The sequence below is a fragment of the Aestuariispira ectoiniformans genome (genome assembly GCF_025136295.1).
Classification (GTDB): Bacteria; Pseudomonadota; Alphaproteobacteria; order UBA8366; family Aestuariispiraceae; genus Aestuariispira_A; species Aestuariispira_A ectoiniformans.
Genome location: NZ_CP062788.1, coordinates 3,261,461 through 3,286,449, shown reverse-complemented (window position 1 = coordinate 3,286,449; position 24,989 = coordinate 3,261,461). Strand labels below are relative to the sequence as shown.

The 24,989-nt window shown below is 56.6% G+C and carries 24 protein-coding genes; 11 read left to right on the top strand and 13 right to left on the bottom strand.

Going from position 1 to position 24,989, the window contains the following annotated elements:
* The first annotated feature begins 41 nt into the window (after positions 1 to 41).
* Together IF205_RS15420 and IF205_RS15415 are read left to right on the top strand one after the other, a co-directional pair.
* Positions 42 to 470 carry a VOC family protein gene (locus tag IF205_RS15420; RefSeq protein WP_259780245.1) on the top strand — a complete coding sequence of 143 codons (429 nt, stop codon included), beginning with the start codon at positions 42 to 44 and terminating at the stop codon, positions 468 to 470.
* 125 nt (positions 471 to 595) lie between these two features.
* A complete protein-coding gene (locus tag IF205_RS15415; RefSeq protein WP_259780244.1) occupies positions 596 to 1,216 on the top strand; it encodes a methyltransferase domain-containing protein in 621 nt (206 codons plus the stop codon).
* 34 nt (positions 1,217 to 1,250) lie between these two features.
* Here the strand turns inward: IF205_RS15415 and IF205_RS15410 are convergent, their stop codons facing one another.
* The 4 genes from IF205_RS15410 to IF205_RS15395 form a co-directional block, all read right to left on the bottom strand.
* The gene (locus IF205_RS15410; RefSeq protein ID WP_259780243.1) at positions 1,251 to 1,577 is read right to left on the bottom strand and encodes an NIPSNAP family protein; all 327 of its coding nucleotides are present in this window, start codon (positions 1,575 to 1,577) and stop codon (positions 1,251 to 1,253) included.
* Between the two features lie 154 nt (positions 1,578 to 1,731).
* Positions 1,732 to 2,955 (bottom strand): NADP-dependent isocitrate dehydrogenase, encoded by a 1,224-nt coding sequence (locus tag IF205_RS15405; protein WP_259780242.1) that lies wholly within the window; start codon positions 2,953 to 2,955, stop codon positions 1,732 to 1,734.
* 161 nt (positions 2,956 to 3,116) lie between these two features.
* Positions 3,117 to 3,653 carry a hypothetical protein gene (locus IF205_RS15400; RefSeq protein WP_259780241.1) on the bottom strand — a complete coding sequence of 179 codons (537 nt, stop codon included), beginning with the start codon at positions 3,651 to 3,653 and terminating at the stop codon, positions 3,117 to 3,119.
* Positions 3,654 to 3,705: 52 nt separating this feature from the next.
* A complete protein-coding gene (locus tag IF205_RS15395; protein WP_259780240.1) occupies positions 3,706 to 4,290 on the bottom strand; it encodes an LOG family protein in 585 nt (194 codons plus the stop codon).
* 228 nt (positions 4,291 to 4,518) lie between these two features.
* Between IF205_RS15395 and IF205_RS15390 the strand changes: the two genes are divergently transcribed.
* The gene (locus IF205_RS15390) at positions 4,519 to 5,010 is read left to right on the top strand and encodes a c-type cytochrome (RefSeq protein WP_259780239.1); all 492 of its coding nucleotides are present in this window, start codon (positions 4,519 to 4,521) and stop codon (positions 5,008 to 5,010) included.
* Positions 5,011 to 5,095: 85 nt separating this feature from the next.
* Here IF205_RS15390 and IF205_RS15385 read toward each other — a convergent pair whose 3' ends face one another.
* Entirely contained in the window at positions 5,096 to 5,776 is a 681-nt protein-coding gene (locus IF205_RS15385) for a cytochrome b/b6 domain-containing protein (protein WP_259780238.1), read from the bottom strand.
* Between the two features lie 219 nt (positions 5,777 to 5,995).
* Here IF205_RS15385 and IF205_RS15380 point away from each other — a divergent pair, with 219 nt between their 5' ends.
* The 4 genes from IF205_RS15380 (at position 5,996) to IF205_RS15365 (ending at position 9,408) form a co-directional block, all read left to right on the top strand.
* Complete coding sequence (locus IF205_RS15380) at positions 5,996 to 7,054, top strand: Ig-like domain-containing protein (RefSeq protein ID WP_259780237.1); 1,059 nt, start codon at positions 5,996 to 5,998, stop codon at positions 7,052 to 7,054.
* 141 nt (positions 7,055 to 7,195) lie between these two features.
* Positions 7,196 to 7,912: a phosphatidylserine decarboxylase gene (locus IF205_RS15375; protein WP_259780236.1), complete on the top strand. Its 717-nt coding sequence runs from the start codon at positions 7,196 to 7,198 to the stop codon at positions 7,910 to 7,912.
* Positions 7,912 to 8,778: a CDP-alcohol phosphatidyltransferase family protein gene (locus IF205_RS15370; RefSeq protein WP_259780235.1), complete on the top strand. Its 867-nt coding sequence runs from the start codon at positions 7,912 to 7,914 to the stop codon at positions 8,776 to 8,778. Before IF205_RS15375 ends, IF205_RS15370 begins: the two co-directional genes overlap by 1 nt.
* A 21-nt stretch (positions 8,779 to 8,799) precedes the next feature.
* Positions 8,800 to 9,408 carry a CDP-alcohol phosphatidyltransferase family protein gene (locus IF205_RS15365; RefSeq protein ID WP_259780234.1) on the top strand — a complete coding sequence of 203 codons (609 nt, stop codon included), beginning with the start codon at positions 8,800 to 8,802 and terminating at the stop codon, positions 9,406 to 9,408.
* Positions 9,409 to 9,412: 4 nt separating this feature from the next.
* Here the strand turns inward: IF205_RS15365 and IF205_RS15360 are convergent, their stop codons facing one another.
* Positions 9,413 to 10,939 (bottom strand): TrkH family potassium uptake protein, encoded by a 1,527-nt coding sequence (locus tag IF205_RS15360; protein WP_259780233.1) that lies wholly within the window; start codon positions 10,937 to 10,939, stop codon positions 9,413 to 9,415.
* A 122-nt stretch (positions 10,940 to 11,061) separates the two neighbouring features.
* Complete coding sequence (locus IF205_RS15355; protein WP_259780232.1) at positions 11,062 to 11,613, bottom strand: LysE family translocator; 552 nt, start codon at positions 11,611 to 11,613, stop codon at positions 11,062 to 11,064.
* Between the two features lie 145 nt (positions 11,614 to 11,758).
* Between IF205_RS15355 and IF205_RS15350 the strand changes: the two genes are divergently transcribed.
* Positions 11,759 to 12,619: a LysR substrate-binding domain-containing protein gene (locus IF205_RS15350; protein ID WP_259780231.1), complete on the top strand. Its 861-nt coding sequence runs from the start codon at positions 11,759 to 11,761 to the stop codon at positions 12,617 to 12,619.
* Positions 12,620 to 12,678: 59 nt separating this feature from the next.
* Here the strand turns inward: IF205_RS15350 and IF205_RS15345 are convergent, their stop codons facing one another.
* From IF205_RS15345 to IF205_RS15335, 3 genes are read right to left on the bottom strand one after another with little or no spacing between them, the layout of a single operon-like run.
* The gene (locus tag IF205_RS15345) at positions 12,679 to 16,062 is read right to left on the bottom strand and encodes an efflux RND transporter permease subunit (RefSeq protein ID WP_259780230.1); all 3,384 of its coding nucleotides are present in this window, start codon (positions 16,060 to 16,062) and stop codon (positions 12,679 to 12,681) included.
* A 35-nt stretch (positions 16,063 to 16,097) separates the two neighbouring features.
* Complete coding sequence (locus IF205_RS15340) at positions 16,098 to 17,198, bottom strand: efflux RND transporter periplasmic adaptor subunit (protein WP_259780229.1); 1,101 nt, start codon at positions 17,196 to 17,198, stop codon at positions 16,098 to 16,100.
* A gap of 5 nt (positions 17,199 to 17,203) precedes the next feature.
* Positions 17,204 to 17,797 carry a PadR family transcriptional regulator gene (locus IF205_RS15335; RefSeq protein ID WP_259780228.1) on the bottom strand — a complete coding sequence of 198 codons (594 nt, stop codon included), beginning with the start codon at positions 17,795 to 17,797 and terminating at the stop codon, positions 17,204 to 17,206.
* A 461-nt stretch (positions 17,798 to 18,258) separates the two neighbouring features.
* Between IF205_RS15335 and IF205_RS15330 the strand changes: the two genes are divergently transcribed.
* A complete protein-coding gene (locus tag IF205_RS15330) occupies positions 18,259 to 18,504 on the top strand; it encodes a DUF1127 domain-containing protein (RefSeq protein ID WP_259780227.1) in 246 nt (81 codons plus the stop codon).
* A gap of 66 nt (positions 18,505 to 18,570) precedes the next feature.
* Here the strand turns inward: IF205_RS15330 and IF205_RS15325 are convergent, their stop codons facing one another.
* The 3 genes from IF205_RS15325 to IF205_RS15315 form a co-directional block, all read right to left on the bottom strand.
* Complete coding sequence (locus IF205_RS15325; RefSeq protein ID WP_259780226.1) at positions 18,571 to 18,897, bottom strand: colicin immunity domain-containing protein; 327 nt, start codon at positions 18,895 to 18,897, stop codon at positions 18,571 to 18,573.
* A gap of 120 nt (positions 18,898 to 19,017) precedes the next feature.
* Complete coding sequence (locus IF205_RS15320) at positions 19,018 to 20,724, bottom strand: NADH-ubiquinone oxidoreductase-F iron-sulfur binding region domain-containing protein (protein WP_259780225.1); 1,707 nt, start codon at positions 20,722 to 20,724, stop codon at positions 19,018 to 19,020.
* 96 nt (positions 20,725 to 20,820) lie between these two features.
* On the bottom strand, positions 20,821 to 21,030 hold the full coding sequence (locus IF205_RS15315) for a DUF3553 domain-containing protein (protein WP_259780224.1): 210 nt from the start codon (positions 21,028 to 21,030) through the stop codon (positions 20,821 to 20,823).
* 211 nt (positions 21,031 to 21,241) lie between these two features.
* Here IF205_RS15315 and IF205_RS15310 point away from each other — a divergent pair, with 211 nt between their 5' ends.
* Together IF205_RS15310 and IF205_RS15305 are read left to right on the top strand one after the other, a co-directional pair.
* A complete protein-coding gene (locus tag IF205_RS15310) occupies positions 21,242 to 21,856 on the top strand; it encodes a histidine phosphotransferase family protein (protein ID WP_259780223.1) in 615 nt (204 codons plus the stop codon).
* A gap of 248 nt (positions 21,857 to 22,104) precedes the next feature.
* Positions 22,105 to 24,933 (top strand): hybrid sensor histidine kinase/response regulator, encoded by a 2,829-nt coding sequence (locus tag IF205_RS15305; RefSeq protein ID WP_259780222.1) that lies wholly within the window; start codon positions 22,105 to 22,107, stop codon positions 24,931 to 24,933.
* Positions 24,934 to 24,989 lie beyond the last annotated feature (56 nt).

The following is a 24,989-nucleotide window of genomic DNA, read 5'->3' as shown; positions in this document are numbered from 1 at the left end:
TGGTTCAGGGTTGTGAACGATAATACTAAGGGGGATTGGAAATGGAACAAAGACTAAGCCTCGTCACGCTCGGCGTTGACGACCTTCCACGTGCAAAGTCCTTTTATGAGGCGATGGGATGGAAGGCGCATCCCGCGGAGGAAGGCGAAGACAGCGTTGCCTTTTACCAGTTAAACGGACTGGCGCTGGGCCTTTATCCCCGGAAAATGCTGGCGGAAGACGGTAATCTTGGTGAATCGCAATCCGGTTTTGGTGGTATTACCCTTGCCTTCAACACACGCAGCAAGGATGAGGTCCACACCGTGATTGACGAGGCCCGCGCCGCCGGAGGCACGGTCACCAAGGAGCCGCAGGATGTTTTCTGGGGTGGCTATCATGCCTATTTCACCGATCCCGATGGCCACGCCTGGGAAGTTGCGTGGAATCCCTACTTCCCCATTGATGATAAAGGGAATATGAGTCTTGAATGACATAAGTTGTGTCATTTTTGACAATGTTGCTGTCTTTCTTGGGTGTGCGTAATCGGGTTTTGCACCTACTGCGAATCCCGCTAGATTAGAGGCTGTTTTTCCTGGTCCCTGATGCGGGAGGCGACATGCCTGGCAGTTCACAGTTCGGCAAGCTCTATACGACCCTGCTTTTGAAGAAGTTATATGATCTTGGGATGATCAGGCGGGTCATGGATGTGGGCGTCGGTTCGGGCACCTATCACAACCTGCTGGCGGAGCATTTGCCGGATGCCGACTGGATCGGGGTTGAGGTCTGGGAACCTTATATTGAACGCTTTGACCTGCGATCCCTCTACGGCACGCTGTACAATGAGGATGTTCGCACACTCGATTTTGACGAGATCGGCAAACTGGACCTCACGCTTTACGGCGATATCCTGGAACATATGACCAAGGAAGAGGCGCAGGCTGTGATGGAAAAGACGCTTGCGGCGTCGCGTCTGGTCTTGTTGTCCATCCCCATTGTTCACTATCCGCAGGATGAGGTGGAAGGGAACCCTTATGAGGTTCACGTCAAGGATGACTGGTCCCATCAGGAAGTCTGTACCAGCTTTCCCAATGTGCTGACTGCCTTCGTGCATGACCATATCGGGGTTTATTGTCTAAGCGCAGATGAGGAAATGGCCCGTGCGGTGGTGCAAATTCACCCGGTGCTTTCACAAATGGTTGAAAAAAACCTTCCCGACGACCGGATCAAATGGGGGTAGGGCGCAGGAACTCCCGCGCCCCGGCTGCCTGACATCAGTCCGGTAGGTCGATCAACGGTGAGAAATCCGCAGCGCGCAGGATTTTTGTTTCCTGCGACTGGACCAGCCCTTTCGTCTTTTCCAGGAAAACCGCCCAATCGGGGTCGGCATTGCGTTTGGCCCGGCGTTCTTCCATATCGGCCAGGCTCTTATAGGCCCAAAGATGGACCAACTGGTTCTGCGGCCCGATATCCGAGATATAATAGCCGACAAGGCCGCCCAGATGCTTCATCTGTACCGGCAGGCCGTATTCCTTGAAAGCCGCCAGATAGTCCTGCGTGCGGCGCGGTACGATGTTGTAAGTACGGTGATCGATGATCATGAAGGGCCTCAAAAGTTTGAAATCCAAAAAGCCGCCTATGATTGTATAGGCCCGGGCCATCGGCAATCATTTGTCGGGCATAACTGTTTTGCCAAAAGAAAACGGCCCGGGATAACCCGGGCCGTTTCAACGTCACTGATAATTCAGCGATGACTTACCAGGTAGCCATTTCCTTGGACAGGTTTTCGTCCAGTTTGTCGAGGAACTGGTTGGTGGTCAGCCAGGGCTGGTTGGCGCCGACCAACAGCGCCAGGTCCTTGGTCATATGGCCGCGTTCAACGGTGTTGATGCAGACTTTTTCCAGCGTTTCGGCAAAGCGCACCACTTCCGGCGTGCTGTCGAATTTGCCGCGATACTGCAGGCCTCGGGTCCAGGCGAAGATCGACGCGATCGGGTTGGTGGAGGTTTCCTTGCCTTCCTGATGCTGGCGATAGTGACGGGTAACGGTACCATGGGCGGCTTCCGCCTCGACCGTCTTGCCATCCGGCGTCATCAGAACGGAGGTCATCAGACCCAGCGAGCCGAAGCCCTGGGCAACTGTGTCGCTTTGCACGTCACCATCGTAGTTCTTGCACGCCCAGACGAAATCGCCATGAGCCTTCAGCGAGAAGGCCACCATGTCGTCGATCAGACGGTGTTCGTACCAGATGTCAGCTTCTTTGAACTGTGCTTCGAATTCAGCTTCGTAGACTTCCTGGAACAGATCCTTGAAACGGCCGTCGTAGGCTTTCAGGATGGTGTTCTTGGTGGAGAGGTAAACCGGGACTTTGCGCATCAGGCCATAGGTCAGGACGGCACGGGCAAAGCCACGGATGCTGTCGTCGAGGTTGTACATGGCCATGGCGACACCGGCGTCTTCGAAACGGAAGACCTGGTGACGGATGGTTTCACCTTCCGGATCGTCCGGCGTGAAGGTGATGGACAGCATGCCCGCACCCGGAACGCGGAAGTCGGTGGCGCGATACTGGTCACCAAAGGCGTGACGTGCAATCACGATCGGCTTGGTCCAGCCCGGTACCAGGCGCGGAACGTTCGCGCAGACGATCGGCTCGCGGAAGACGGTGCCGCCCAGGATGTTACGGATGGTGCCGTTGGGCGAACGCCACATTTCCTTCAGGTCGAATTCTTCGACGCGTGCTTCGTCCGGGGTGATGGTCGCGCATTTTACGCCGACGCCATACTGTTTGATCGCGTTGGCCGCATCGACCGTGATCTGGTCGTTGGTCTCATCACGTTTTTCGATGCCCAGATCGTAATATTTCAGGTCCAGGTCGAGATAGGGCAGGATCAGCTTGTTCTTGATGAAATCCCACATGATGCGGGTCATTTCGTCGCCGTCCAGCTCCACAATCGGGTTTTTGACTTGGATCTTCGCCATGGTTGGTACCGCTCCTTTTCATGAACGTTGCGGGAGGGTGACGCCGGTCCCTGCATACGAAACGCTGCGGGTTGGTTCCCGTCTCCCGATCTTGTTGCGCAGCAACATACCTGCACCCGCCGGGGGATGCAAATTGGAAGAAGGGAATAAGGAAACTTGGTTCAGTCGAACAGGCTGTCGATGGCGGACTGGTTCATGACGGTATCTTCCGCCTCGACCTCATGGATCAGTTCTTCTGCGCCCTTGGTGTAATGTTCGACACCGTTGATGATGCCGCTGGCCCGGTCCATCAGCTTTTGCAGATTGCTCGAGAAACGCAGCGTTTTTTCGCGGATTATATCTGCGTTTCCCTGCTGGATTGTCCGGTCGATTTCCGGCAGTTCCGACCGTATCAGGCCATAGATTGCCTCGATGGTCTGGTCGAAGGGGAGGCGATAGTCGTCGGGCGAATGCTCATAGGCCATCACTGCCAGGTCTTTATGGGTAAAGGAGCTGTCGCGGAAATGTTCCTGGTAGGTTTTGGGCTGCCATGCCTTAACTTCCTCGAACATGTCCGGCATGTCGGGCACCATTTCCAACAACATAACCAGTTCGTTGAAGTGGTTCAGGTAGTCTGTGGACAGCAGGGTTTCGCTGTTGATGGTCGTCCCACCAACGAGTTTGCGGTAAGTATTGGTATGCGTCGCCCGTTGCTCCATACCGTCCAGTATAAAGCAAAGCAATTATTAAGAAAAAGCGAACAGCAGTGAATTAGGTCCACTTGCTCGCGATTTCGTGTGTCGGCGTCGGACTTTTCTCCAACGCTTCCAGGGCTTCGTCCACCGTATTGACGACTGAAAACAGGTCCAGATTCGCCGGTTTGGCGAAATTCTCGTTGATCTGATTGTGGATCAGTTCGACCAGCGCGTCCCAATACCCGTCGACGTTAAGGATTACGACGGGTTTGTCATGCAGGCGAAGCTGCTTCCAGGTCAGGATTTCAAAGGTCTCATCCAGTGTTCCCAGGCCACCCGGCAGCACGATGAAGCTGTCGGCGCGTTCCGCCATGAGCATTTTCCGCTCATGCATGTTTTCGGTCAGCACCAGTTCGGTGACACCTTCATGGGCGACTTCCAGGTTGTCCAGGAAACGCGGAATGACGCCATACACCTGGCCGCCATTTTGAATGACGCCGTCGGCCACCAGTCCCATCAGGCCGACACGACCGCCGCCGTAGACCAGTTCGATTTTACGTTCGGCCAGTTTCCGGCCAAGTTCTGTCGCCGCCTGGCGATAGCTTTCTTTGACCTTGTCGCTGGAGCCGCAATAAACGCAGGTACTGGTGATGCCGGTCATTGTAATCCTCGTGCTGGTTGGCTGGGGCCTAGTACTCTTTAATCGGGGAGGTGTCTAGGGGGAAGTCAATGCAGGGTGGAAGGTCGCATGGTAAAGAAATTGTGTGAAGTTCTGACTTCACATGCCGGAAAGTTTTCGCGCACAATCAAAGGGACGCGGCCAGACAACCAGACAAACGGCAGCGTTGATCGAACAGGTATCGAAAACAACGGAACGGGAATATTTCGGATGAAAATGTTGGGGAAGGCCTTTCTTGCAGCCGCCTTGAGTGGCGCGGTTCTGGTCGGTGCGGCAGGCTCTGTGGCAAGTGCGAATATCGACGCCGCATCAGCGGTCAAGGAGCGCCAGGACCATATGAAACGCTTTGGCAAGAATATGAAAGCCATCATCGGTTTCGTGAAAAAGGACGAAGGGTCCGCGCAGGATGTCGCAGACCGTGCGGCTGAAATCGCCAAATGGGCAAAGGACATACCAACCTGGTTCCCGGAAGGCACATCATTGGAAGAAGTCTCTAAACCGGAAACCGGGGCCAAACCGGATATCTGGAAGGACTGGGACAAGTTCGAGGCCGCTGCTGCGAATCTGTCGGAAAAAGCGGCGAAACTGGCGGAAGTTGCCGGAAGCGGGGCCGACAAAGGTGCGATTGCCGCACAACTCGGTGATATGGGCAAGAATGGCTGTGGTGGCTGTCACAAGCCTTTCCGCGAAAAACTCGACTGAACTGGTTGATTTAATCGGTTCAAAAGAACAAGCGCATGCCTTGCGGTATGCGCTTGTTGTGCTTCTCGGTGGACGTTTTGAGCCCTCACAGGATTTTCGGCAATACCTTCACGGTGAACCACACCAGCCCCACAGATAGCGCCAGCGTCAAAACGGCACAAAGTGGACCTCGGAAGAACAGGCTTTTGGCTTTCGGTTGATGCTGGGGCGTGTCGGACAGGTCAATCCGGCCATGGAGCATGGGCCCCACCAGGTTCTCTCTTTTATACAGTCGGTAGAACAGGATGACCGCGATATGCAGGCCGATCAGGATCAGGATGATATCGAAGAGGAAGCGATGATAGTCCATTGATGCGCTTGCCGCTTCGAAGGAGACGAGATCGCTCAACGGGCCCATGTCGATAAAGTCGATATCGGTGGCAAACAGACCGAAACCGACCTGTGCGCCCAAAATCCCGATCAGGGCCAGAACTGACAGCGCACCCAGGGGGTTATGTCCCAATGAGCGGCTTGGACGGCGATGGAAAAGCGTCGCGGCATAGCCCAGAATGGCACGGGGCCCTTTGATGAAAGCGGTGAAACGCGCCGTCGTGCTGCCCCACAGACCCCAGAACAGTCGAAAAACCAGCAGTGCGAAAATGGCATAGCCGGAATAGAAATGGATCGTCATGCTCTCCTGCAGACCGGATACGCTGCTGAGTATGACCAGGATAACCAGGAGCCAATGAAAAAGCCGAGTCGGCAAATCCCACAGTCTGAACGGCATGATATCTTCCCAGAGTTTTTCGATGAATGAAGGAATTTCGGCGTCTTCCGCCGGTAAGGCGCGCTTTTCATTGCGCCATTTGGCGCAGGGTAGTAGATTTCGTCAACTGATACTAAATAAAGATAACAAAGATTTCACTAGGCTGGTCATGCAGATTGGGGTTCATCTTAACTCCTCCTCTGGTGCAATCTGTGTGAAGGCGTGAAAGCGAGGGTACTGGTGAACCGAACGGTCGTTATTGGCATCATTGGCGTTGTCATTGTCGCCATTGCACTTGGGCTGAATTTCCTGCTTACCAATGATTTGCCCAAGCCGGTTGCCGATACCCAGGACGAATCGGTGCAGACAGCACCTGCGCAGACTGCCGATACCTCGTCATCAGCAAAACCTGAGGCCGTTCAGAAAGAAATGACGGCTTCGGACGGCGAGAAGAAAAATCAGGATACTCCGGAATTTGACGTGGTTCGGGTCTCTGAAGAAGGGGACACCGTTATCGCGGGCCGTGCGCCGGCAGGCAGCAAGGTAACCGTCATGGATGGCGATAAGGCGATCGGGACGGTCAAGGCAGATGAGCGCGGTGAATGGGTGATCCTGCCAAGCGAACCCCTGCCGTCCGGTAACCGGGAGCTGTCCGTGACTGCGGAAACCCCGGAAGGGAAAAAGACCCAGTCGAAAGACATCGTGGTGCTGGTGGTTCCGGAAGAAGGCAAGGATGTTGCCGGGCGGAAAACCGATGAGCCGACCCAGCCGCTGGCGCTGCTGGTGCCGCGAAACGGCGAGGGGGCAACGCGCGTACTGCAAAAACCGCGCGAGGAAAACGGGGTGTCGGATGCGACCGGCGGTCTGTTCCTCGACACTGTCGATTACGACGACAAGGGCAATATCACGTTTGGTGGGCGCGGGATCGAGGGCGCGGATATTCAGATTTATCTGAACAATAATCTGGTTGGCCGCGCCGTGGTGGCGGAAGACGGTAGCTGGAGCATGACCCCGAAGGAGCCGGTCGTGCCGGGTGTCTACACCCTGCGTGTGGATCAGGTTGCCGGTGGTGAAATGCTGGGCCGGATCGAGCTGCCGTTTAACAGGGCGGAACCCTTTACCGATTTTGCCGGTGATGCCTTTATAATCGTTCAGCCGGGGAACAGCCTGTGGCGAATTGCCCGCCGGACTTTGGGTGAGGGGTTTCAATACACGGTGATTTATGAGGCCAACAAAGAGCAGATTCGTGATCCCGACCTGATCTATCCGGGGCAGGTTTTTGAGATTCCGGCCAACTGATTCTTACAATTTGAACAAATTCTCGAAGACCGGGACTGTTTTTTCCCGGTCTCAACCTTTAAATACAGATTGTTGGCAGGTGGCGCGGCTGTTGCCGCTTTTTGCCGACGGCTCAATTAAGCATCTGGAGTGTTACGATCAATGAGTTCCATGCGTGATGTCCTGAAACCGGTGATGGTTCCCATTAACCGGGAGGGATATGCCTTCGTCACCTTGTTTGGCATAGTGACCGTGGCCTTGGGGCTGGTCTGGGAGCCGCTTTGGATACCCGGCCTGATCCTGACCGCCTGGTGCGCCTATTTCTTCCGCGACCCCGACCGCGTCACCCCGACGCGTCCCGGTCTGGTAATCGCACCCGCTGACGGGGTGGTGCAGATGATTCGCGATGTACCTCCGCCGCCGGAACTGGAAATGGGCGACACGCCGATGACCCGGGTCAGCATTTTCATGAATGTCTTCAACGTACATGTGAACCGCTCGCCGATTGACGGGACGATCACCAAGCTCCATTACCGCCCGGGCAAGTTCCTGAATGCGTCCATGGACAAGGCAAGCGTGGACAACGAGCGTATGTCTCTGGTCGCGGAAAACGAGCGCGGCCAGCAGGTAGCCTTTGTCCAGATCGCCGGTCTGGTGGCACGCCGTATCCTTTGCGATGCACAGCTTGGCGATGACCTGAAGGCTGGTGAGCGCTTTGGTATGATTCGTTTCGGCAGCCGTGTTGATGTATATTTGCCCAAGGGGGTCGTTCCCCTGGTATGTGAGAACCAACTGACTGTCGCCGGTGAAACGGTTCTGGCCGACCTTGGCAGCGGTCAGCGTGGAAAAGAAGGCCCCAGACAGGGAGAAGTTCGCTAATGTTACGCCGTCGCCGCCGTCCTCGCCGCACACCGCGCCTGAAAGGGCCGACGTTTTCCAAGATCGTGCCGAATGCAATCACGGTTGCGGCTACCTGCGCGGGCCTGAGTGGCATCCGTTTTGCCATTGAGGGGCGTTGGGAATTTGCTGCGGGTGCTATTCTGATCGCGGCTATTCTGGATACCCTGGACGGGCGGATGGCGCGTCTGCTGAAGGCGTCCAGCGATTTCGGTGCGGAACTTGATTCTCTGTCGGACTTCGTTGCCTTCGGTGTTGCGCCTGCAATGATCTGCTATTTCTGGCTGCTGGACGCGCTTGGTGGATTTGGCTGGGGCGTGGCGCTGTTTTTCTCGGTTTGCATGGGCCTGCGTCTGGCGCGCTTTAACAGCTCGCTCGATAAGCTGCCGTCCTATGCCTATAACTATTTCCAAGGGGTCCCGGCACCTGCCGGGGCGGGGCTTGCTTTGCTGCCCATGCTGCTGACCTTCGAAATCCCCGGTCTGACCCAATATATTCACCCGGTCTTCCTGGCGGTCTGGATGACGGCGGTGGCGCTTTTGCTTGTCAGCAATCTGCCCACTTTCTCGTTCAAGAAGATGAAAGTGCCCGGACATATGATGATCCCGGCTCTGGCGGTATGTGCGCTGGCAGTGGCCTTCCTGGTCGCGCGCCCTTGGGCAACCATGTCCGTTGTCCTGATTTCCTACCTGTCCAGCTTCCCGTTTTCCCTGCGCAGCTATACCAAGTTGAGGGCAGAGGCGGAACTGATACAGGGGTTGAACGAGGAAGATGACGAGGACGTGTCTGATGCGCCTGCAGCGGATGACAAGACAAACGGCCAAACCCATCTCCGTTCGGTCGACTAGGTAACAGGTCCTGCGTCTGCGATGCTGGATTCAACACTTCGCCCCCTGATAGATCCGCCGTTGAACTATCTGGGGGCACGCCTTTCAAAAGCCGGTGTGACAGCCAATATGGTGACTGTCGCCGGCTTTTTTATTGGCCTCTTGTCTGTGCCTGCTTTGGCTCTGGGGCATCCGCTGATCGCCTTGATTGCGATCGGATTGAACCGTTTGTCGGACGGCCTTGACGGGGCTGTCGCGCGGCATAGTCACCCGACGGACGCAGGCGGCTATCTGGATATCGTTTTCGATTTCATCTTCTACAGTGCGGTGCCTTTCGGCTTTGCCCTGATGGCGCCGCAGGAAAACGCGCTGGCGGCGGCCTTCCTGATTTTCAGCTTTGTCGGCACCGGTTGCAGTTTCCTGGCTTATGCCATCATCGCCGCCAAACGTGGCCTGTCTACCGAAATTCGGGGCCGCAAAAGCTTCTATTATCTGGGGGGCCTCACGGAGGGCACCGAAACCATCGCGCTTTTATTCGCAATCTGCCTGCTGCCGGGCTGGTTCCCGATCCTGGCCTATATCTTTGGTGGGCTCTGCTGGGTCACGACGGCCAGCCGCATCTGGGCCGGTTGGGGCACCTTCCGCCACTGACCGGTTATTTCCGCCAGAAATCTTTCAGGAACAGGACATAGACAGTGGCCAGTTCCAGGCGGCCCAGCAGCATGGCTGCGACCAGTACATATTTTGAGAAATCGGACAGGCCCAGGAAGTTTGTACCCGGACCGACGATCGGTCCCAGACCCGGGCCCGCACCGGCCATGGCCTGCGCAATGGCACTGGTTGCCGACAGATAGTCCAGGCCGCTCAGCATCAGGACAAAGGAGAGTACTGCCCAGGTCACCATATAAAGGAAGAAAAAGTTCCGGACGACGCTGATGGTCTCGTCATCCACGCCCTTGCCGCGATAGCGTACGGCAACGACCCGGTTGGGCGAGAGCACATGCACCAACTGGCTGCGGATGCTGCCGAACAACAGTTGCCAACGGAAGACTTTGATGGAACCCGATGTCGATCCGGCACAGCCTCCAATGAAAAGGAGGCCCATGAAGAGCGCAATAGCCCCCGAACCCCAAAGGCTGAAATCGGTGGTGGCAAAGCCCGTGTCGGTGAGAACCGAGGTTACGTTGAAGGCTGCCTGCCGAAAGGCCCCCAGCCATCCAATCGCCTCGACGGCGCTGCTGTTGTGGCGAATGACGGTTGCGATTCCGATGGCAAGAATCCAGATCGCCAGAAAGGTGGGAATCTGTCGTTCGGCTTTGAACGCGCCTCGGCCATGCATGATGATCCGGGCATAAAAGACGAGCGGTAACGCGCCCGACATCATGAAGATGATCAGAACCGCCTCGATTGCCGGGCTGTCATAGTATCCGACGGAGGCGTCTTTGGTGGAAAAGCCACCGGTGGCGATGGTTGCCATGGCATGGTTGACGGCGTCGAAGAAGGGCATGCCCGCAATGATCAGGGCGGCCAGACAGGCGAGGGACAAGGAGACATAGACCAGGACGGTCAGTCCGGCCACGCGCACGATCTGGGGGGCCAGTTTGTCGGAAACGTCAGAGGATTCCGATTTGAAGAGCTGCATCCCGCCGATGCGCAGAAACGGCAGCATCACAAGCGCCATCACCACAATACCGATCCCGCCAATCCATTGCAGGATCGACCGCCAGATCAGCAGCCCGGGCGCCATATGGTCCAGACCCACAAGCACCGTGGAACCCGTCGTCGTCAGGGCGGACATGGTTTCGAAAAAGGCATCGGTGAAGCTGAGATTCAGGGAACTGAAGGCAAGGGGCAATGATCCAAACAGGCCAACAATAACCCAGCTTAAAACGGTCAGCAGATACCCCTTGCGGCGATCAACCTTCTGATAGCGGCGATAGGTCGCCAGGGCCACTGTGATACCGGTGAAGAGGCAGACACCTGCGGATGTCACAAAGACATGCCAGTCGGCATTGCTGCTTTCCCAATCCACCAGCAGGGGGAAGAGCATGGTAACGCCCAGAATGGCGACCAGAATACCGACGACATGGAACACAAAGAGAAGGTCACCCCAAGAACCGGTCTTGTGATCGGAAGGGACCTGCCTGTCACGCAGGCGTATCGTCAGGTTGTCCAAACTCACGTTCCTTTGCAGATGCCGTACAGACGCCTTTATCTACTGAAGCCCACAGGGAAAATCACCTGTTTTCACGAAAGGGCTCTAAGAATGATATTGCGGTGCGGCAAAAATGAAAGGCTGAGCCGTTAAAGATAAAGAGGGATTAGCGACGATACGAGCAAGCCCCCCATTGCAATATTGAAAAACCGAAGCGCTTTCCGGGTCTTGAGGAGTTGCGCAATTCCGCTTCCGAATATCGCCCAGGCGGATACGGATGGAATGGCGACACAGGTCAGGACAAGGCAGATTATCAAGGTCTGTCCCAGAGGCGAAAGGGCCGGAGAGGTGAAGGTTGCAATGGCGCTGACCGCGAGAACCCAGGCCTTCGGATTTACCCATTGAAACAAAAGGCCCTGCAGGAAGGTCAAAGGCTTTTCCTCATTTTTTTCTTTGGATATTCCGTCTGCCGAGGCGATTTTCCAGGCTAGGAACAGCAGATAGGCTGTTGCTATATATTTCAGAGTGGAATGAATGCCGGGATACAGGCCGAACAATTGGCCAAGTCCCAGTCCCGTGCACAGAATCAACGTCGATAGACCGAAAACGATACCCAGGATAACCGGCAGGGTACGCCTGTAGCCGAAGTTTGTACCGCTCACCATGACGATGACATTATTTGGGCCGGGAGTGGCTATCATGGAAAACGCAAAGGGGATAAGGGAAAAGGCTAAAGTCCACATCAGGGCCTCGGGAAAACTTGGAACGCCCGTGATTATCAAAAATCATTGTTGATAAATCCAATTGATAGTATTGAATATTAAAGTCAATTAATTTGATATAAATATGCAACAGCAGTTTCCCCCCGACCTCCTGCGCAGTTTTGTCATCATTGCCGAAGAAGGCAGCTTCCAGGCGGCTGCTAATCGTGTGGGTCGTACGCAGTCTGCCGTGAGCATGCAGGTTCAGCGGCTGGAACAGATGGTGGGTCATCAACTATTCCGGCGGGAACGTCCGACAGTTCGTTTGACGCAAAAGGGAGAAGCACTTCTGGGCTATGCCCGCCGCATCTTGGAATTGCAGGAAGAGGCATGGATGTCCATGACGAAGCAGGAACCTGAAGGCTTGCTCCGTTTTGGTATACCTGATGATTATGCGGCCAGTGTCCTGCCTAGAATTCTGGAGAGTTTTGCCGCCTGCCATCCACAGATCGAAATTATGGTGCATTGTGCGCCAAGTGTGGATCTTACGGCCCAAATTGAGCAGGGGATGCTTGACCTGGCGGTTGTTACACGCCTGTTGGACAGCGTGGCGGGTACATTGATTGGCCGGGAACAACTGGTCTGGGCGGCCTCCCGTCGTCATGCAGTCCACCTGCGGGATGTCCTGCCTCTGGCGGTTTTCCGGGAGGATTGCGATGTTCGGCAATGGGCGACTCAAAGCCTTGCCAATTGCGGGCGGCGTTACCGTGTCGCCTATAGCAGCCCGAACCTGGCGGCCTTGCTGGCGGTGGTCGAGGTGGGGCTTGCCGTTGCTGTGATGCCTCGGTCCAGCGTTCCCAATACACTGCGGGCGTTGGGAAAACGCGAAGGTTTTCCGGCTTTGCCGACGGTGGGTCTGGTTCTGCTCCGCAATCAAACTAATCCGTCTCCACTTCTTGATGCGATGGCCGTAGCCATAGACATTGATGGAGAGGCTGACGACTAGACAAAAGAAAGGGCGGCATCCGACCGGATGCCGCCCTGTTTTCAAGGTTCCGACATTCGCTATTCTGCAGCGTCGGCCTGAAAGCCTTTCAACTCACCGTCATTGGCGGCCTGCTGGTCGAATTGCTTTTGTTCCTTCAGGGCCCGTTTTTTTGCGCGCCAGTTGCTGATATTGGCCCGCATCATCAGGGCGCAGGGCGTCAGCACCAGGGTCAGGACGGTTGCAAAGGCGAGGCCAAAAACGATGGCCGTTGCCAGTTGCACCCACCATTGTGTCGACGGTGCCCCGACCGAGATATGGCGGGAGACAAAGTCGATATTGGTTTGCGTCACCATCGGGATCAGGCCCAGGATTGTCGTGACCGTCGTCAGCATTACCGGCCGCAAACGTTGCGCCCCGGTTAGCAGGATAGCCGTTCTGACATCTTTTTCCGTGTGCACCAGACGGTCGAATGTGTCGATCAGGACAATGTTGTTGTTCACCACAATCCCGGCCAGCGCAATCACACCGATCCCGCTCATCACGATGCCGAAGGGCTGGTTTATCACAAGCAACCCGATCAGCACCCCGGCTGTCGACATGATCACCGCAAACAGGATCAGGAAGGCGGAATAGAAACTGTTGAACTGGGTCACCAGGATCACCGCCATCAGGAACAGGGCGACGGCAAAGGCCTTCATCAGGAAGGACTGTGCCTTCTGCTGTTCCTCGTCCTCGCCCTTGAAGACATAGTCGACGCCTTCCGGCAGGTTCTGGGCCTCCAGCCAGGAGCGGATTTCGCGCACCTGATCATCGGCCAGATAGCCCGGCTTCAGGTCGGCCCGCACGAACATGATGCGTTTGGCGTCCGTACGGCGGATCAGGCCGGTTTTCTGCTTCGCCTCGCGTTGGACAAAACTGCCCATTGGCGCCAGCCCCTTGTCGGTGCTGATATTCACCCGGTCGAGCTGGTCGATTGTCCGATATTCCTCCGGATAACGGGCGACAATATCCACCTCGTCGTCGCTGTCATCCGGGCGGTAATCGCTGATCTTCAGGCCCTTTGTGACCAACTGGATGAAGTTACCGATGCTGACCACATCCGCGCCGAACTTGGCAGCTTGCGCGCGGTCGACGGTCAGTACCCATTCGATACCGGGAATGGGGCGGCTGTCTTCCACATCGACCAGCCCTTCCATGCCTTCCATCTTGGTCCGCAGTTTCCCGATGATCGGATCCAGGAGGGCAGGGTTGCGGGATGAAATCTGGACATTGACTGGCTTGCCGGTCGGCGGGCCTTCCTCTGCCTTTTTCACCTCAACCCAGATACCCGCCAGATAGGCGGTCCGGTCACGGATATCCTGATGGATCACATCCGCGGACCGACGCTGTTCCCAGTCGGCAAATTCCAGTTGGATCTTGCCGATGACGTCTTCGGCTTCATCGTCGCGGGCGCGGAAATTTCCCGCCGTTGCGTAGACGGTCTTGAACTCACCCTTTTCCCGTTGCAGGTCGAGAATGTGCTTTTCCACCTGCAGGACAAGGCCGTTACGTTCATCGACCGACATATTGCCACGGGCATGGACGACTACGACGGACTGATCCGGTTCGATCTCGGGAAAGAATTCCACGCCATGGCCAAATTTCCCGTAGACGACATAGGTGACGATCAGAACCCCGAGGCCACCGAGCAGAACCAGGGCCGGATAGCGGAGCGCCCCGCGCAACACTTTCAGATATACGCCGGTCAGGCCTTTGACCTTTTCCAGGGCTGCCCCTTCATGGTTGGCGGAAAGCTGTTGGGCCTCTTCCGGTTCAGCACTGCGTTGTTCCAGCAGACGCCCGAACAGACCACCCAGCCAGAAACCGCCGATGAGGCCTATAAGGCCAAGCGGAATGCCGCCGACAAGCGCCAAATTCTGCCCAAGGGCCGATGCGGCAATGCCCGCGCCAAGAGACCCGAGGCCACCAGCGGCGGCAATCATGACCACAAGACGCAGGACGGTTGTCAGGCTGGCGCCCAGCACCGGGATAAAGACCAGCGCCATGGCAAGCGATGCTGTAAGCGTCGCGATCAGGGTGATTGGCAGGAACTTCATGAATTCCCCGACAATCCCGGGCCAGAACAACAGCGGCAGGAAAGCCGCCAGCGTTGTTGCCGTCGACGAGATGATCGGCCAGGCCATGCGCTTGGCGGCCAGCCCATAGGCCACTTCCTTGGGTTCGCCTTCCGCCAGTTTCCGGTCGGCATATTCGATCACGACGATGGCCCCGTCCACCAACATGCCGACGGCCAGGATCAGGGAGAAGAGAACCACGACGTTGACCGTCATCCCGGCGGTATATAGCACGAGGATACCCGCCAGGAAGGAGCCGGGAATGGCGACACCCACCAGCAACCCGCCACGCAGCCCAAGGGCGGCGACGACAATGATCATCACCAGCAGGATGGCGCTGGTCACGTTGTTCTGCAGGTCCGTCAGCATGGTCTTGATCTGGCCGGACTGGTCCTGGCTGAAGCCGACCTTGACCCCCTCGGGGAAATGCTTGGCCTCTTCGTTAACGACGTTACGGACCTGATCAATGGTCTCGATGATGTTTTCACCAACACGCTTGGAGACTTCCAGAGTGATCGCCCGTTCGCCGTTGACGCGGGCATAGACGGTCGGGTCCTTGAAGGTACGGCGCACCGTCGCCACGTCGGCGATGGTCACGACGGCGTCACCCTCGACCTTTAGCGGCATACGCAGAATGTCGCCCAGATCCTCGAACAACCCCGGTACCTTGATCGAAAAACGACCCTTGCCGGTATCCATTGCACCGGCGGCCACCAGAATGTTGGAGCGGCTCAAGGCATTGAAAATGCTGTCAGGGCGAAGGCCATAGCTGTCTACCAGCATGGGGTCGACGACCAGTTCCACGGTCTCGTCGCGGTCGCCCTGAATATTGGCTTCCAGAACGGGCGGAAGGGCCTCGATATCGTCCTGCAGGTTACGCGCAAGGCGCAGCAGCGTGCGTTCCGGCACGTCACCGGACAGGGTAACGACCAGCACCGGGAACAGGCTGAGGTTAACCTCGTTGACGCTGGGTTCGTCTGTGTCATCCGGCAGTTCAGGCTTGGCCGTGTCCACTCTTTCGCGCACGTCGTCCAGCGCGTTGTCGGAATCAAAGCCGGCCTCAAATTCAAGCAGCACATTGGCCCCGCCTTCATAGGCGGTGGATCGCATTTCCTTCACACCTTCAATGGTGCGTACTTCCTTTTCGACGGGCCGGACCAGGAGGCGTTCCGCATCCTCCGGGGAAATCCCCTCATGGCTGAGCGAGACATAGATGATCGGGATATTGACGTCCGGGTCCGATTCCTTGGGAATGCTGACATAGGCGATCGAACCGGCAATCAGGATGAACACCAGCAAGGCGATGACTGTTCGCGCCCGACTGAGGGCGGATTGGATGATACTCATGGGAAGACCTGCTTATCCTTCGTTTCACCTTGCGCTCAGCCGTTGACCGCGACGTCGGCAGTTTTGACCTTTTGGCCGTCTTTTACATACTCCTGACCGACGACGATCAGGTTCACCATGTCAGGAAGCCCCATGACCCACATGCCTTTCAGGGTGTCCTCGACGATGGTAACCGGTGTGAAACGGGCGACGCTGTCATCGTCGACATATTTCACGCCGATCTCGCCAGCATCGTTCAGCGTCAAAAGGGACGGGGACAGGATATGGGCCTTGACCTGCTGCAGCGGCAGTTTCATTTCCGCCGTTATGCCGACGGGAATGACGTTGCCGGGATTTTCGACTTCGACGGCCACTTCAAAGGTGCGGGTTGCCTCTTCGGCGACCGGGGCGATGCGGCTGATGATCCCTTGCAGGGCCTGACCGGTGATGAGCGTCACCTCGGCCTGTGATCCAAGGGCGATTTCGTTGATATCGCGTTCAGAGACCTGACCTTTGACCAGGATCGGGTTCATATCCACCAGCGTTGCGATCGGGTCACCGCCCTTCACATAGTCACCAACCTCAACAGATTGTGTCCTGACCCGACCGTCGAGGGGAGAGGTGATGGCCGTATTGTTCAGCGCGATCTGCGCCTGACGGAGCTGTGCCTTGGCAGATTGCAGGTTTGCCGCCGCTTCCGATCGGCGGATTTCCGACTGAAAGCCCTTTTTCGCGAGTTTGTTTGCGGCATCATATTCAATCTTACGCTGGGTCAGCAGCGCCTGGGCCTCGGCAACGCGGGCCTGGCGGTCTTCAATTGCCACCCGGGCGATTACCTGACCCTTTTTGACGGCATGGCTTTCTTCCATATCGACCTGGGCAATCCGCCCGTCGATTTCCGCATTGACCTGAACCTGTTTTTCATAGGCCGTGCGGCCGCTGATTTTCAGCACGGCCTGATGCAATTGTGCCTGGCTCGTGGCTGTACGGACCGACTGCAGGGCAACAACCTCATCCTGCTGCTCGGTGGATGGGGCTTGTGTGCTGTTTTCTTCCGCGTTGACCCATTGCCCGGACCACAGCCACAGGCCGACCGCTACGGCGAGGCCGGCGGAGATGTAAAGGGAAGGGCGGACCTTCAGTAACCGATTGCTCATCTTATTCACTCAGCAGCTTGGGATTTATCGTCTGTCCTGCCATCACCGGGGCTTTCGTCCCTGTCCGCACCCTGTAGGGCGGCGGCAACGGCCTTGTGTTTCTCATTTTCCAGGAAGTCGCGGGCAGCCCTTTGCATGGCCAGGCCAAAGTCCCGCACGAACACCGCGCCTTTGGTCGGCGGGGTGCAGTCATCCTGGCAGTATTCTTCCATGTGGCGGATATTGTCTGTGAGGTTTTTCACACGTTGATCAATAATCGTCTCGACATCCGTCGGATCAAGATAGTCGGCAAAGAACATGGTAAAGAGGAAGTCCGACTTGAACCGGTCGTCCCGAGGGGGCTTGGACAAGGCATCCATCAACACAAGCCGTCCCTTGGCCGTAATGGAATAGATCTTCTTTGCAGGGCGTTTCTTCTGTTCCTGCAAACGCGATGTGACCAGGCCTTCGACCTCCATTTTGTTGAGCGCAGGGTAAATCGACCCAAAACCGCCTTCGGCAAAATGGGAGAAGGGACCTTCTTCAAAGGATTTCCGGATTTCGTACCCGCTGGCATCGCCCAGCGCCAGTACACCCAGACAGGTTGTCCTGATATCCATCGTCACACCATGATCATGAAAAATGTCATCAAATACGGAAATACCGCATTTCTTATGCCCCTATTTGCCCCACCGTTTTGGTTTGCCTGACCGCTTTTAACACCAATCCAAGTGAAAAGTTTGTCGAGATATGTCAGGACTGCACCAATATATGCCGAAACTCTATATATCGGATCGATACATATCGCAAGTGGAAAGTAACCTAACTTTCAAGAGCCAGGGTAAAGCCAGTAACAAGACTTTATGAAATCCGGATGAAACGGTTCTTTTGTTACAGGGCTGAAAGCTATGCATTTCTTGCAGAGATGGATTGCTTTTTTCCCGCGTGTTTTTCCGGCGAAAGATTATTACATATCTCTCGAACGGCGGCGGTGACCAACCCTCCCTCTCCCCCAATACTCCCAAGGTCGCTGCCGCCGCTGATTTACCCCTGTTACCTGCATGAATTGAGGATGAAGACGATGGCTGCATTGAAGAACGCGACAGTTGGTGGTTTTGCTCCGGTATCCGGACACAGCCAGGGCGGTCTGATTGCAAAGGTAGCTGCGGTTTTCCGCACTGCCGGGGCGAAGGTTATGAAATTCTATGAAGAAGAGCGTACCCGCCTGATCCTGCAGGGCCTGACCGATAGCCAGTTGAAAGACATCGGTCTTTCGCGCTCCGACATTACCGCTGTCTCCCACGGTGTTTTTGACGGCAAGCGTTGATCGCTGACTTGCGCTAACGCGTTTCATTCCTCCCAAAAGCGCGCGGCCGGAAGGGGCCGCCCGCTTTTATTTTTTCAGGCTCTTTTCTACCTCTTCGTAGACTTTCCGGTATTTCGCATTGGCGCGGATCAGGTCGTGCAGCTGCTTGCCGATTTCAGTTCGCAGGTGGTCCTTGTTCAACTCCGGGCTGCCCAGGTCCGTTTCGCCCGTGTCGTACATATCGATGGCATAAAATATGTTGGACAGGCAAAGGTCGAGATTGTCTCCGTCTTTGCTTAGCTCGCCACTGTTTCGTTCCCTGTCCCAGCGCTTGATGAAGTCATCGACGAAAGTATCGGTGTCGATTCCACTCAGATAGTATTTGATCGCATGGGATAGCAGGCTCTTGCTCATTCGATTTCCTCCCGTGGTTTGGGTTGTGATATCTCCTGTGCATGCGGACTTATGCGCTATCATCATAACAAAAAAGCCACCGGCGGCGAGGTGGCTTTTCTGCATTGGTCTGACCGGTTGTCAGCCCGGCACTTCCTCGGGGAAGTATTTGATCAGGCTGCGGATCGGGTTGGGGGCCGCCTGGCCCAGGCCACAGATCGAAGCGTCCGCCATGGTCTGGCAAAGCTCCTCCAGCAGGTCCAGATCCCATTTCTCCTTGGCCATCAGCTTGACCGCCTTTTCCGTGCCCACCCGGCAGGGCGTGCACTGGCCGCAGCTTTCATCCTCGAAGAATTTCATCACGTTGAAGGCCGCATCGCGCACGCTGTCCTTGTCGGAAAGTACCATGACGGCGGCGGAACCGATGAAACAGCCAAAGGGCTGTAGCGTGTCGAAGTCCAGCGGGATATCGTCCATGCTTGCAGGCAGGATGCCGCCGGAGGCACCGCCCGGCAGGTACGCTTTCAGGTCGTGCCCGTCCAGCATGCCGCCGCAATAGTCGTCGATCAATTCGCGGATGGTGACACCGGCAGGGGCCAGTTTCACGCCCGGCTCCTTGACCCGGCCTGACACGGAATAGCTGCGCAGGCCCTTGCGGCCGTTGGCGCCGTGAGAGGCAAACCAGTCCGCACCCTTGTTGACGATTTCCGGCACCCAGTAGAGGCTTTCAACGTTGTTGACCAGGGTCGGCCGGTCGAAGATACCCTTCTGGGCGACGAAGGGCGGGCGGTGCCGGGGCAGACCGCGCTTGCCTTCGATGGATTCGATCATCGCCGATTCTTCACCGCAGATATAGGCCCCCGCGCCACGGCGCAGATGAATCTTGGTGTGCTTGGCGAGCCCGGCGGCCTCGACAGCGGCAATTTCCGCCTTCAACAGTTTGATGACCGTCGGATATTCGTCACGGATATAGACATAGACGGCTTCGGCCTCGACCGCCCAGGCGCCGATCAGCATACCTTCCAGGAACTGATGCGGCTTTTGGGAAAGATAGTGCAGGTCCTTGATGGTGCCAGGTTCGCCTTCGTCACCGTTGACGGCCATCAGGCGCGGGCCTTCTTCCATGCGGACGAATTTCCATTTCTTGCCGGTCGGGAAGCCCGCACCGCCCAGGCCGCGCAGGCCAGCACCTTCCAGTGTCTCGATGATCTGTTCAACGGTCTTGTCGCCGTTGAGGCAGGCATTCAACAGCGCGTAGCCGCCGTCGGCCTGATAGGCGTCCAGTGTCTGGTAGTCCGGCAGGTCGGGATGCGTGTCCCCGGCCTTGGCGGCAGCGGCCAGTTCATCGACCGTGGTCTTGGTGAAATGCTTGTGCCCGACCTCTGCAACAGGCGCGCAGTCACAGCGTCCCATGCAGGGGGCGCGGATGACGCGGACATCGCCGCCTGCGGCGTCCGGCAGGTTTTTCAGGATTTCCTGTGCGCCCGCCATCTCACAACTCAGGCTGTCGCAAACACGGATTGTGACCGGCGGCGGCGGGGTATCGTCTTCCAGAACCAGATCGAAATGGGCATAGAAAGAGGCGACTTCGTAGACTTCTGTCTGCGAGAGGCGCATTTCGGCTGCCAGCGCCTGCATATGGCGGGCGGACAGATGGCCGTATTCATCCTGGATCAGGTGCAGATATTCGATCAGCAGATCGTGGTCATGTGACCCGTCGCCGATCAGTGTGCGCACCTCGTCTTGTGCCTGCGGGTCCAACTGGCGTCCCTTCGGATGGGGAACGGCCTTGCGGCGCCCGAAGCCAGGGTTGCGGAATTTCTTAACTTCGCCAACGAGTTCGGCCATGACCTGTTGTGCTCCTTCCCGATCTTCGTTGTCTTCCTGATTTATTTTATTATGGCATATTTACGCCACTTTACCCGATCCATAGGGGATCGTCTTCTACTGGTCTGCCTTGTTAACGTCATCCTCTACACTCACCGCGACGAGCGTTGCCTGATCGGTATTGATCAACTGCTTGCCGCGATGTTCGAAATTGACCGTGACACGTGCGCCAATGGCGCTTTGCACCTGGCCTATGCCCCAATCCGGGGCCTGCGGCAGACGGACCCATGCGCCCGGAACGAAGGTCGTATCAGGAATTTCGGTCATAGGAAGGTCCTCTTGGGTGATTTCTGCGGCGCGTCGGCACTGAATAAGGTCGATACATCGTCTTTTAGGCAAATGTCGTCAAAAAAGCGTCATCGGGGATATCCATTTTTTTGATAGATATATTACACTGATCCAGCGCAAAGAAATCTTTCTTTCATTTCGATATCTGGACATCAAACAAGCTAAAATTGAGATGAGGCAGAACAAACAAGTGGAAATTCGAGTAGCTGAATTGCTGGCGTCGCGGCTGTGTCATGAACTGGTCGGTCCTGCCGGTGCAGTTGCCAACGGCGTGGAATTCCTGGGCGAACTGGTCCCGGGCGAGCCGAATGACGACGCAATGGCGCTGGTAAGCAAGAGTGCCGATCAGATCGTGTCCCGGCTCAAGTTTTTCCGGCTGGCCTATGGTTCTGCAGGGCGGGGCTCGGACGATGTGCCAGAGCTTCGAAGTGTGACGCATGCCTTTGTGGAAAGCGGGAATACGCGCCTGGACTGGCCGTTGCCCCCGATCGTGCCGGACCTGGGGGATGGCTGTGGCAAACTGGTGCTGAATATGGTGATCCTGGCACATGAGGCACTGATACGCGGCGGCACACTGTCGGTGTCGGTGGATGACGACATGTTGACGGTCACGTCGACGGGCGACGATGCAATGCTCCCTGGGGAGGTGGTTGCCGCGCTGCAAGGAACCGCGCAGACAGGGATGTTGACGGCACGCGCCGTACAGGGTGAGTGGACCCGTCTGATGTCGGAACAAGCGGGCTACAGCCTTGAACTGACGATTGAAACGGGGAAGGTTTCTCTGATTGCCAGGGCCGGGGGCTGAAGCATGTCTTTAGGGGGGAAGCCTAATGCTTTGTTAACCTTTCCATGAAAATGTAGGCACGGTCCAACTTTTCTTTGGCAGTTAAAGAAGATACGGTATTATTGTGAGACGCAACCGGCGAATGAGCAACAGAGTCTGCGGGCGTAATGCTGACACGTATCGTGCGGTACTATTGGGCGCTATTGGGAAACGTCTGTGGGCAATAACAACAACCGCCATTCCGGCGACGATGACCTTGGGGGCATGCAATGGATGATTTGCTTAGTGAATTCCTAACGGAAACGAAGGAAAGCATGGACACGCTCGACGTTGAGCTGGTCAAGTTCGAGCAGAATCCGAATGATGAGGCGATTCTCAGCAACATCTTCCGTCTGGTTCACACCATCAAGGGAACATGTGGCTTCCTGGGGCTGCCCCGGTTGGAGGCTGTTGCGCACGCTTCTGAGAACGTGCTGGGTCAGTTCCGCGAGGGCAAACTTGAGGTTTCCGCCGCGGCGGTGACATTGATCCTGGAATCACTCGATTGCATCAAGGCCATCTTGGATAACCTCGAACAGACCGAGGCCGAACCGGAAGGCGATGACAGCGAACTGATCGAGCATCTGAATCATCTGGCCGAGACCGGCGAAGTCCCCGGTGCTGTGGGCGCGTCGGCGGATGAGGCGGCTGCTGCGAAACAGGAAGACGAAGAGGCCGCTGCGGCCATGGAAGCCGAGGCTGCGGCAGAGCCTGCTGCGCCGGCAACGGGTAGCGCGGCTTTGGACGCAATGATGAATTCCGAAGAGGTCGCGCAGGATTCCCCCGAACTGCAGGCCGCTTTTGAAGCTGCTGAATATAAAGGCCCCGGCGATCCTATGGCCGCGAAGAAACGCTCTGAGGCCGGTGGTGCCGATGAAAAGCCGGCGGAAGAAGCCAGCCAGGTGCCGGCGCCGGTCAAGGAAACGGCTCCGGCGGCTGCGGACAGCCATAAGGACGACCGGAAGACCACGATGGCTGCCGAAAAGAAAGAGGGCAGCGGCATCGTCCAGACCATCCGCGTGAATGTGGACCTGCTGGAAAATCTGATGACGATGGTGTCCGAACTGGTCCTCACCCGTAACCAGTTGCTGCAAATCCTGCGCAGCCACGGTGACAAACATGGTGACAGCGAGTTCAATGCCCCGCTGCAGCGATTGAGCCATGTGACCAGTGAGTTGCAGGAAGGCGTCATGAAGACGCGCATGCAGCCTATCGGCAACGCCTGGGCCAAACTGCCGCGTATCGTGCGTGACCTGTCGATCGAACTGAACAAGAAGATTGACCTGCAGATGATCGGCGCGGAAACCGAACTGGACCGGCAGGTTCTCGATATCATCAAGGATCCGCTGACCCATATGGTGCGAAACTCGGCGGACCACGGGATTGAAGACCCGGCAACGCGTGAGGCGTCCGGCAAATCGGAAACAGGTACGATCACTCTGAATGCCTATCACGAGGGCGGACATATTCATATTGAGATCAGCGACGATGGCCGCGGTCTGAATATGGCCCGAATCCGGGAAAAGGTGATTTCCAACGGCCTGGCGAGCGAATCCGAACTGGAATCGATGAATGACCACCAGATTCAACAGTTCATTTTCGCGGCAGGTTTCTCTACCGCACAGCAGGTAACCTCCGTTTCCGGTCGCGGTGTCGGTATGGATGTGGTGAAAACCAACATTGACAAGATCGGCGGTAACGTCGAACTGAAGTCAGTGGAAGGGAAGGGAAGCACCTTCCTGATCAAGATCCCGCTGACGCTGGCCATTGTTTCGGCCCTGATCGTGGAATGTGCCGAGGAACGTTTCGCCATCCCGCAGATCAGTGTCGTGGAACTGGTCCGTTCCAGCGACAATTCCGAACATACCATCGAGAATATTCACGGCACGCCGGTTCTTCGCCTGCGCAATGTACTGTTGCCGCTGGTCCGGCTGCGCCAGTTGCTGGGTGTGCCCGGTGAGGAAGAACAGGATCTTAACCGCGAGCATTTCATTGTTGTCGCACAGGTTGGGACCAATTCTTTCGGTATCATCGTCGACAAGATTTTCGACTCGGAAGAAATCGTGGTCAAACCGGTTTCCTCCATCCTGCGCAACATCGAAATCTTCTCCGGGAATACCATCCTGGGCGATGGCAGCGTAATCCTGATCCTGGACCTCAACGGCATTGCCAAGACGCTGGGCGAAATGTCCGGGGTCGCCGATCATCGTGCCGCAGAGGAAGCGGCGGCGATACGCGCGGAAGGAGATGCAGAACGCGTGGCATTGTTGTTGTTCCGTGCCGGCAGCGAGGCGCCGAAGGCAGTCCCGCTTGGCCTGGTCGCGCGTCTGGAAGAGGTGGATTTCGACAAGGTCGAATTTACCAATGGCCAGGCGCTGGTGCAGTATCGCGGTCAGTTGATGCCTCTGGTGCCGATCAACGACAGCTATACTTTCCCGGAAACCGGCAAGAAACCAACCCTGGTTTTCTCTGATCGGGACCGTTCCATGGGGCTTGTGGTCGACGAAATCCTCGATATCGTCGAAGACCGCCTGAATGTGGAACTCAGCGCCGAGCGTACCGGCATGGTGGGCAGTGCAATCGTCAACGGCAAGGCAACCGAGATCATTGATACCGGTTATTACCTGACGCAGGCCTTCTCCGACTGGTTCGGTTCCGGCGCGGATCAGATTGGCGGTGTCACCGATCGACGTAAGGTTCTGCTGGTCGACGACAGCGCTTTCTTCCGCAACCTGCTGTCACCGATTCTCTCGGTCGCAGGGTATGAGGTGACCGCCGTCGAAGGCGGCGAGGCTGCCATGAACCTTTGCGAGCGCGGCGAGAAATTCGATATCATCGTCAGTGACATCGAAATGCCGGGCATGAACGGCTTTGACCTGTGCCGCACGATCCGTTCCGGGTCACGCTGGCAGGATCTGCCTGTCGTCGCCATGACTTCGCGGACGTCGCCGAGTGACCTTGAACAGGGACGCGAAGTCGGTTTCACAGATTACGTCGCGAAGCATGACCGCGACGGCCTGCTACAGGCCCTGGCCGATACGGCCTGGACCGAAAGCTGAATTATTAAACCTGGGGAGGGGCGGCATTGTCGTTCCCTCCCTCAGGAACTACAATA

Coding starts and splice junctions, on each gene's coding strand:
- IF205_RS15400 (WP_259780241.1), bottom strand. CDS start 3,653: ATGGAGCAACGGGCGACGCATACCAATACTTACCGCAAACTCGTTGGT.
- IF205_RS15370 (WP_259780235.1), top strand. CDS start 7,912: ATGTTACGCCGTCGCCGCCGTCCTCGCCGCACACCGCGCCTGAAAGGG.
- IF205_RS15325 (WP_259780226.1), bottom strand. CDS start 18,897: ATGAGCAAGAGCCTGCTATCCCATGCGATCAAATACTATCTGAGTGGA.
- IF205_RS15330 (WP_259780227.1), top strand. CDS start 18,259: ATGGCTGCATTGAAGAACGCGACAGTTGGTGGTTTTGCTCCGGTATCC.
- IF205_RS15335 (WP_259780228.1), bottom strand. CDS start 17,797: ATGGATATCAGGACAACCTGTCTGGGTGTACTGGCGCTGGGCGATGCC.
- IF205_RS15415 (WP_259780244.1), top strand. CDS start 596: ATGCCTGGCAGTTCACAGTTCGGCAAGCTCTATACGACCCTGCTTTTG.
- IF205_RS15350 (WP_259780231.1), top strand. CDS start 11,759: ATGCAACAGCAGTTTCCCCCCGACCTCCTGCGCAGTTTTGTCATCATT.
- IF205_RS15320 (WP_259780225.1), bottom strand. CDS start 20,724: ATGGCCGAACTCGTTGGCGAAGTTAAGAAATTCCGCAACCCTGGCTTC.
- IF205_RS15355 (WP_259780232.1), bottom strand. CDS start 11,613: ATGATAGCCACTCCCGGCCCAAATAATGTCATCGTCATGGTGAGCGGT.
- IF205_RS15345 (WP_259780230.1), bottom strand. CDS start 16,062: ATGAGTATCATCCAATCCGCCCTCAGTCGGGCGCGAACAGTCATCGCC.
- IF205_RS15315 (WP_259780224.1), bottom strand. CDS start 21,030: ATGACCGAAATTCCTGATACGACCTTCGTTCCGGGCGCATGGGTCCGT.
- IF205_RS15365 (WP_259780234.1), top strand. CDS start 8,800: ATGCTGGATTCAACACTTCGCCCCCTGATAGATCCGCCGTTGAACTAT.
- IF205_RS15410 (WP_259780243.1), bottom strand. CDS start 1,577: ATGATCATCGATCACCGTACTTACAACATCGTACCGCGCCGCACGCAG.
- IF205_RS15420 (WP_259780245.1), top strand. CDS start 42: ATGGAACAAAGACTAAGCCTCGTCACGCTCGGCGTTGACGACCTTCCA.
- IF205_RS15390 (WP_259780239.1), top strand. CDS start 4,519: ATGAAAATGTTGGGGAAGGCCTTTCTTGCAGCCGCCTTGAGTGGCGCG.
- IF205_RS15375 (WP_259780236.1), top strand. CDS start 7,196: ATGAGTTCCATGCGTGATGTCCTGAAACCGGTGATGGTTCCCATTAAC.
- IF205_RS15405 (WP_259780242.1), bottom strand. CDS start 2,955: ATGGCGAAGATCCAAGTCAAAAACCCGATTGTGGAGCTGGACGGCGAC.
- IF205_RS15305 (WP_259780222.1), top strand. CDS start 22,105: ATGGATGATTTGCTTAGTGAATTCCTAACGGAAACGAAGGAAAGCATG.
- IF205_RS15340 (WP_259780229.1), bottom strand. CDS start 17,198: ATGAGCAATCGGTTACTGAAGGTCCGCCCTTCCCTTTACATCTCCGCC.
- IF205_RS15385 (WP_259780238.1), bottom strand. CDS start 5,776: ATGCCGTTCAGACTGTGGGATTTGCCGACTCGGCTTTTTCATTGGCTC.
- IF205_RS15395 (WP_259780240.1), bottom strand. CDS start 4,290: ATGACCGGCATCACCAGTACCTGCGTTTATTGCGGCTCCAGCGACAAG.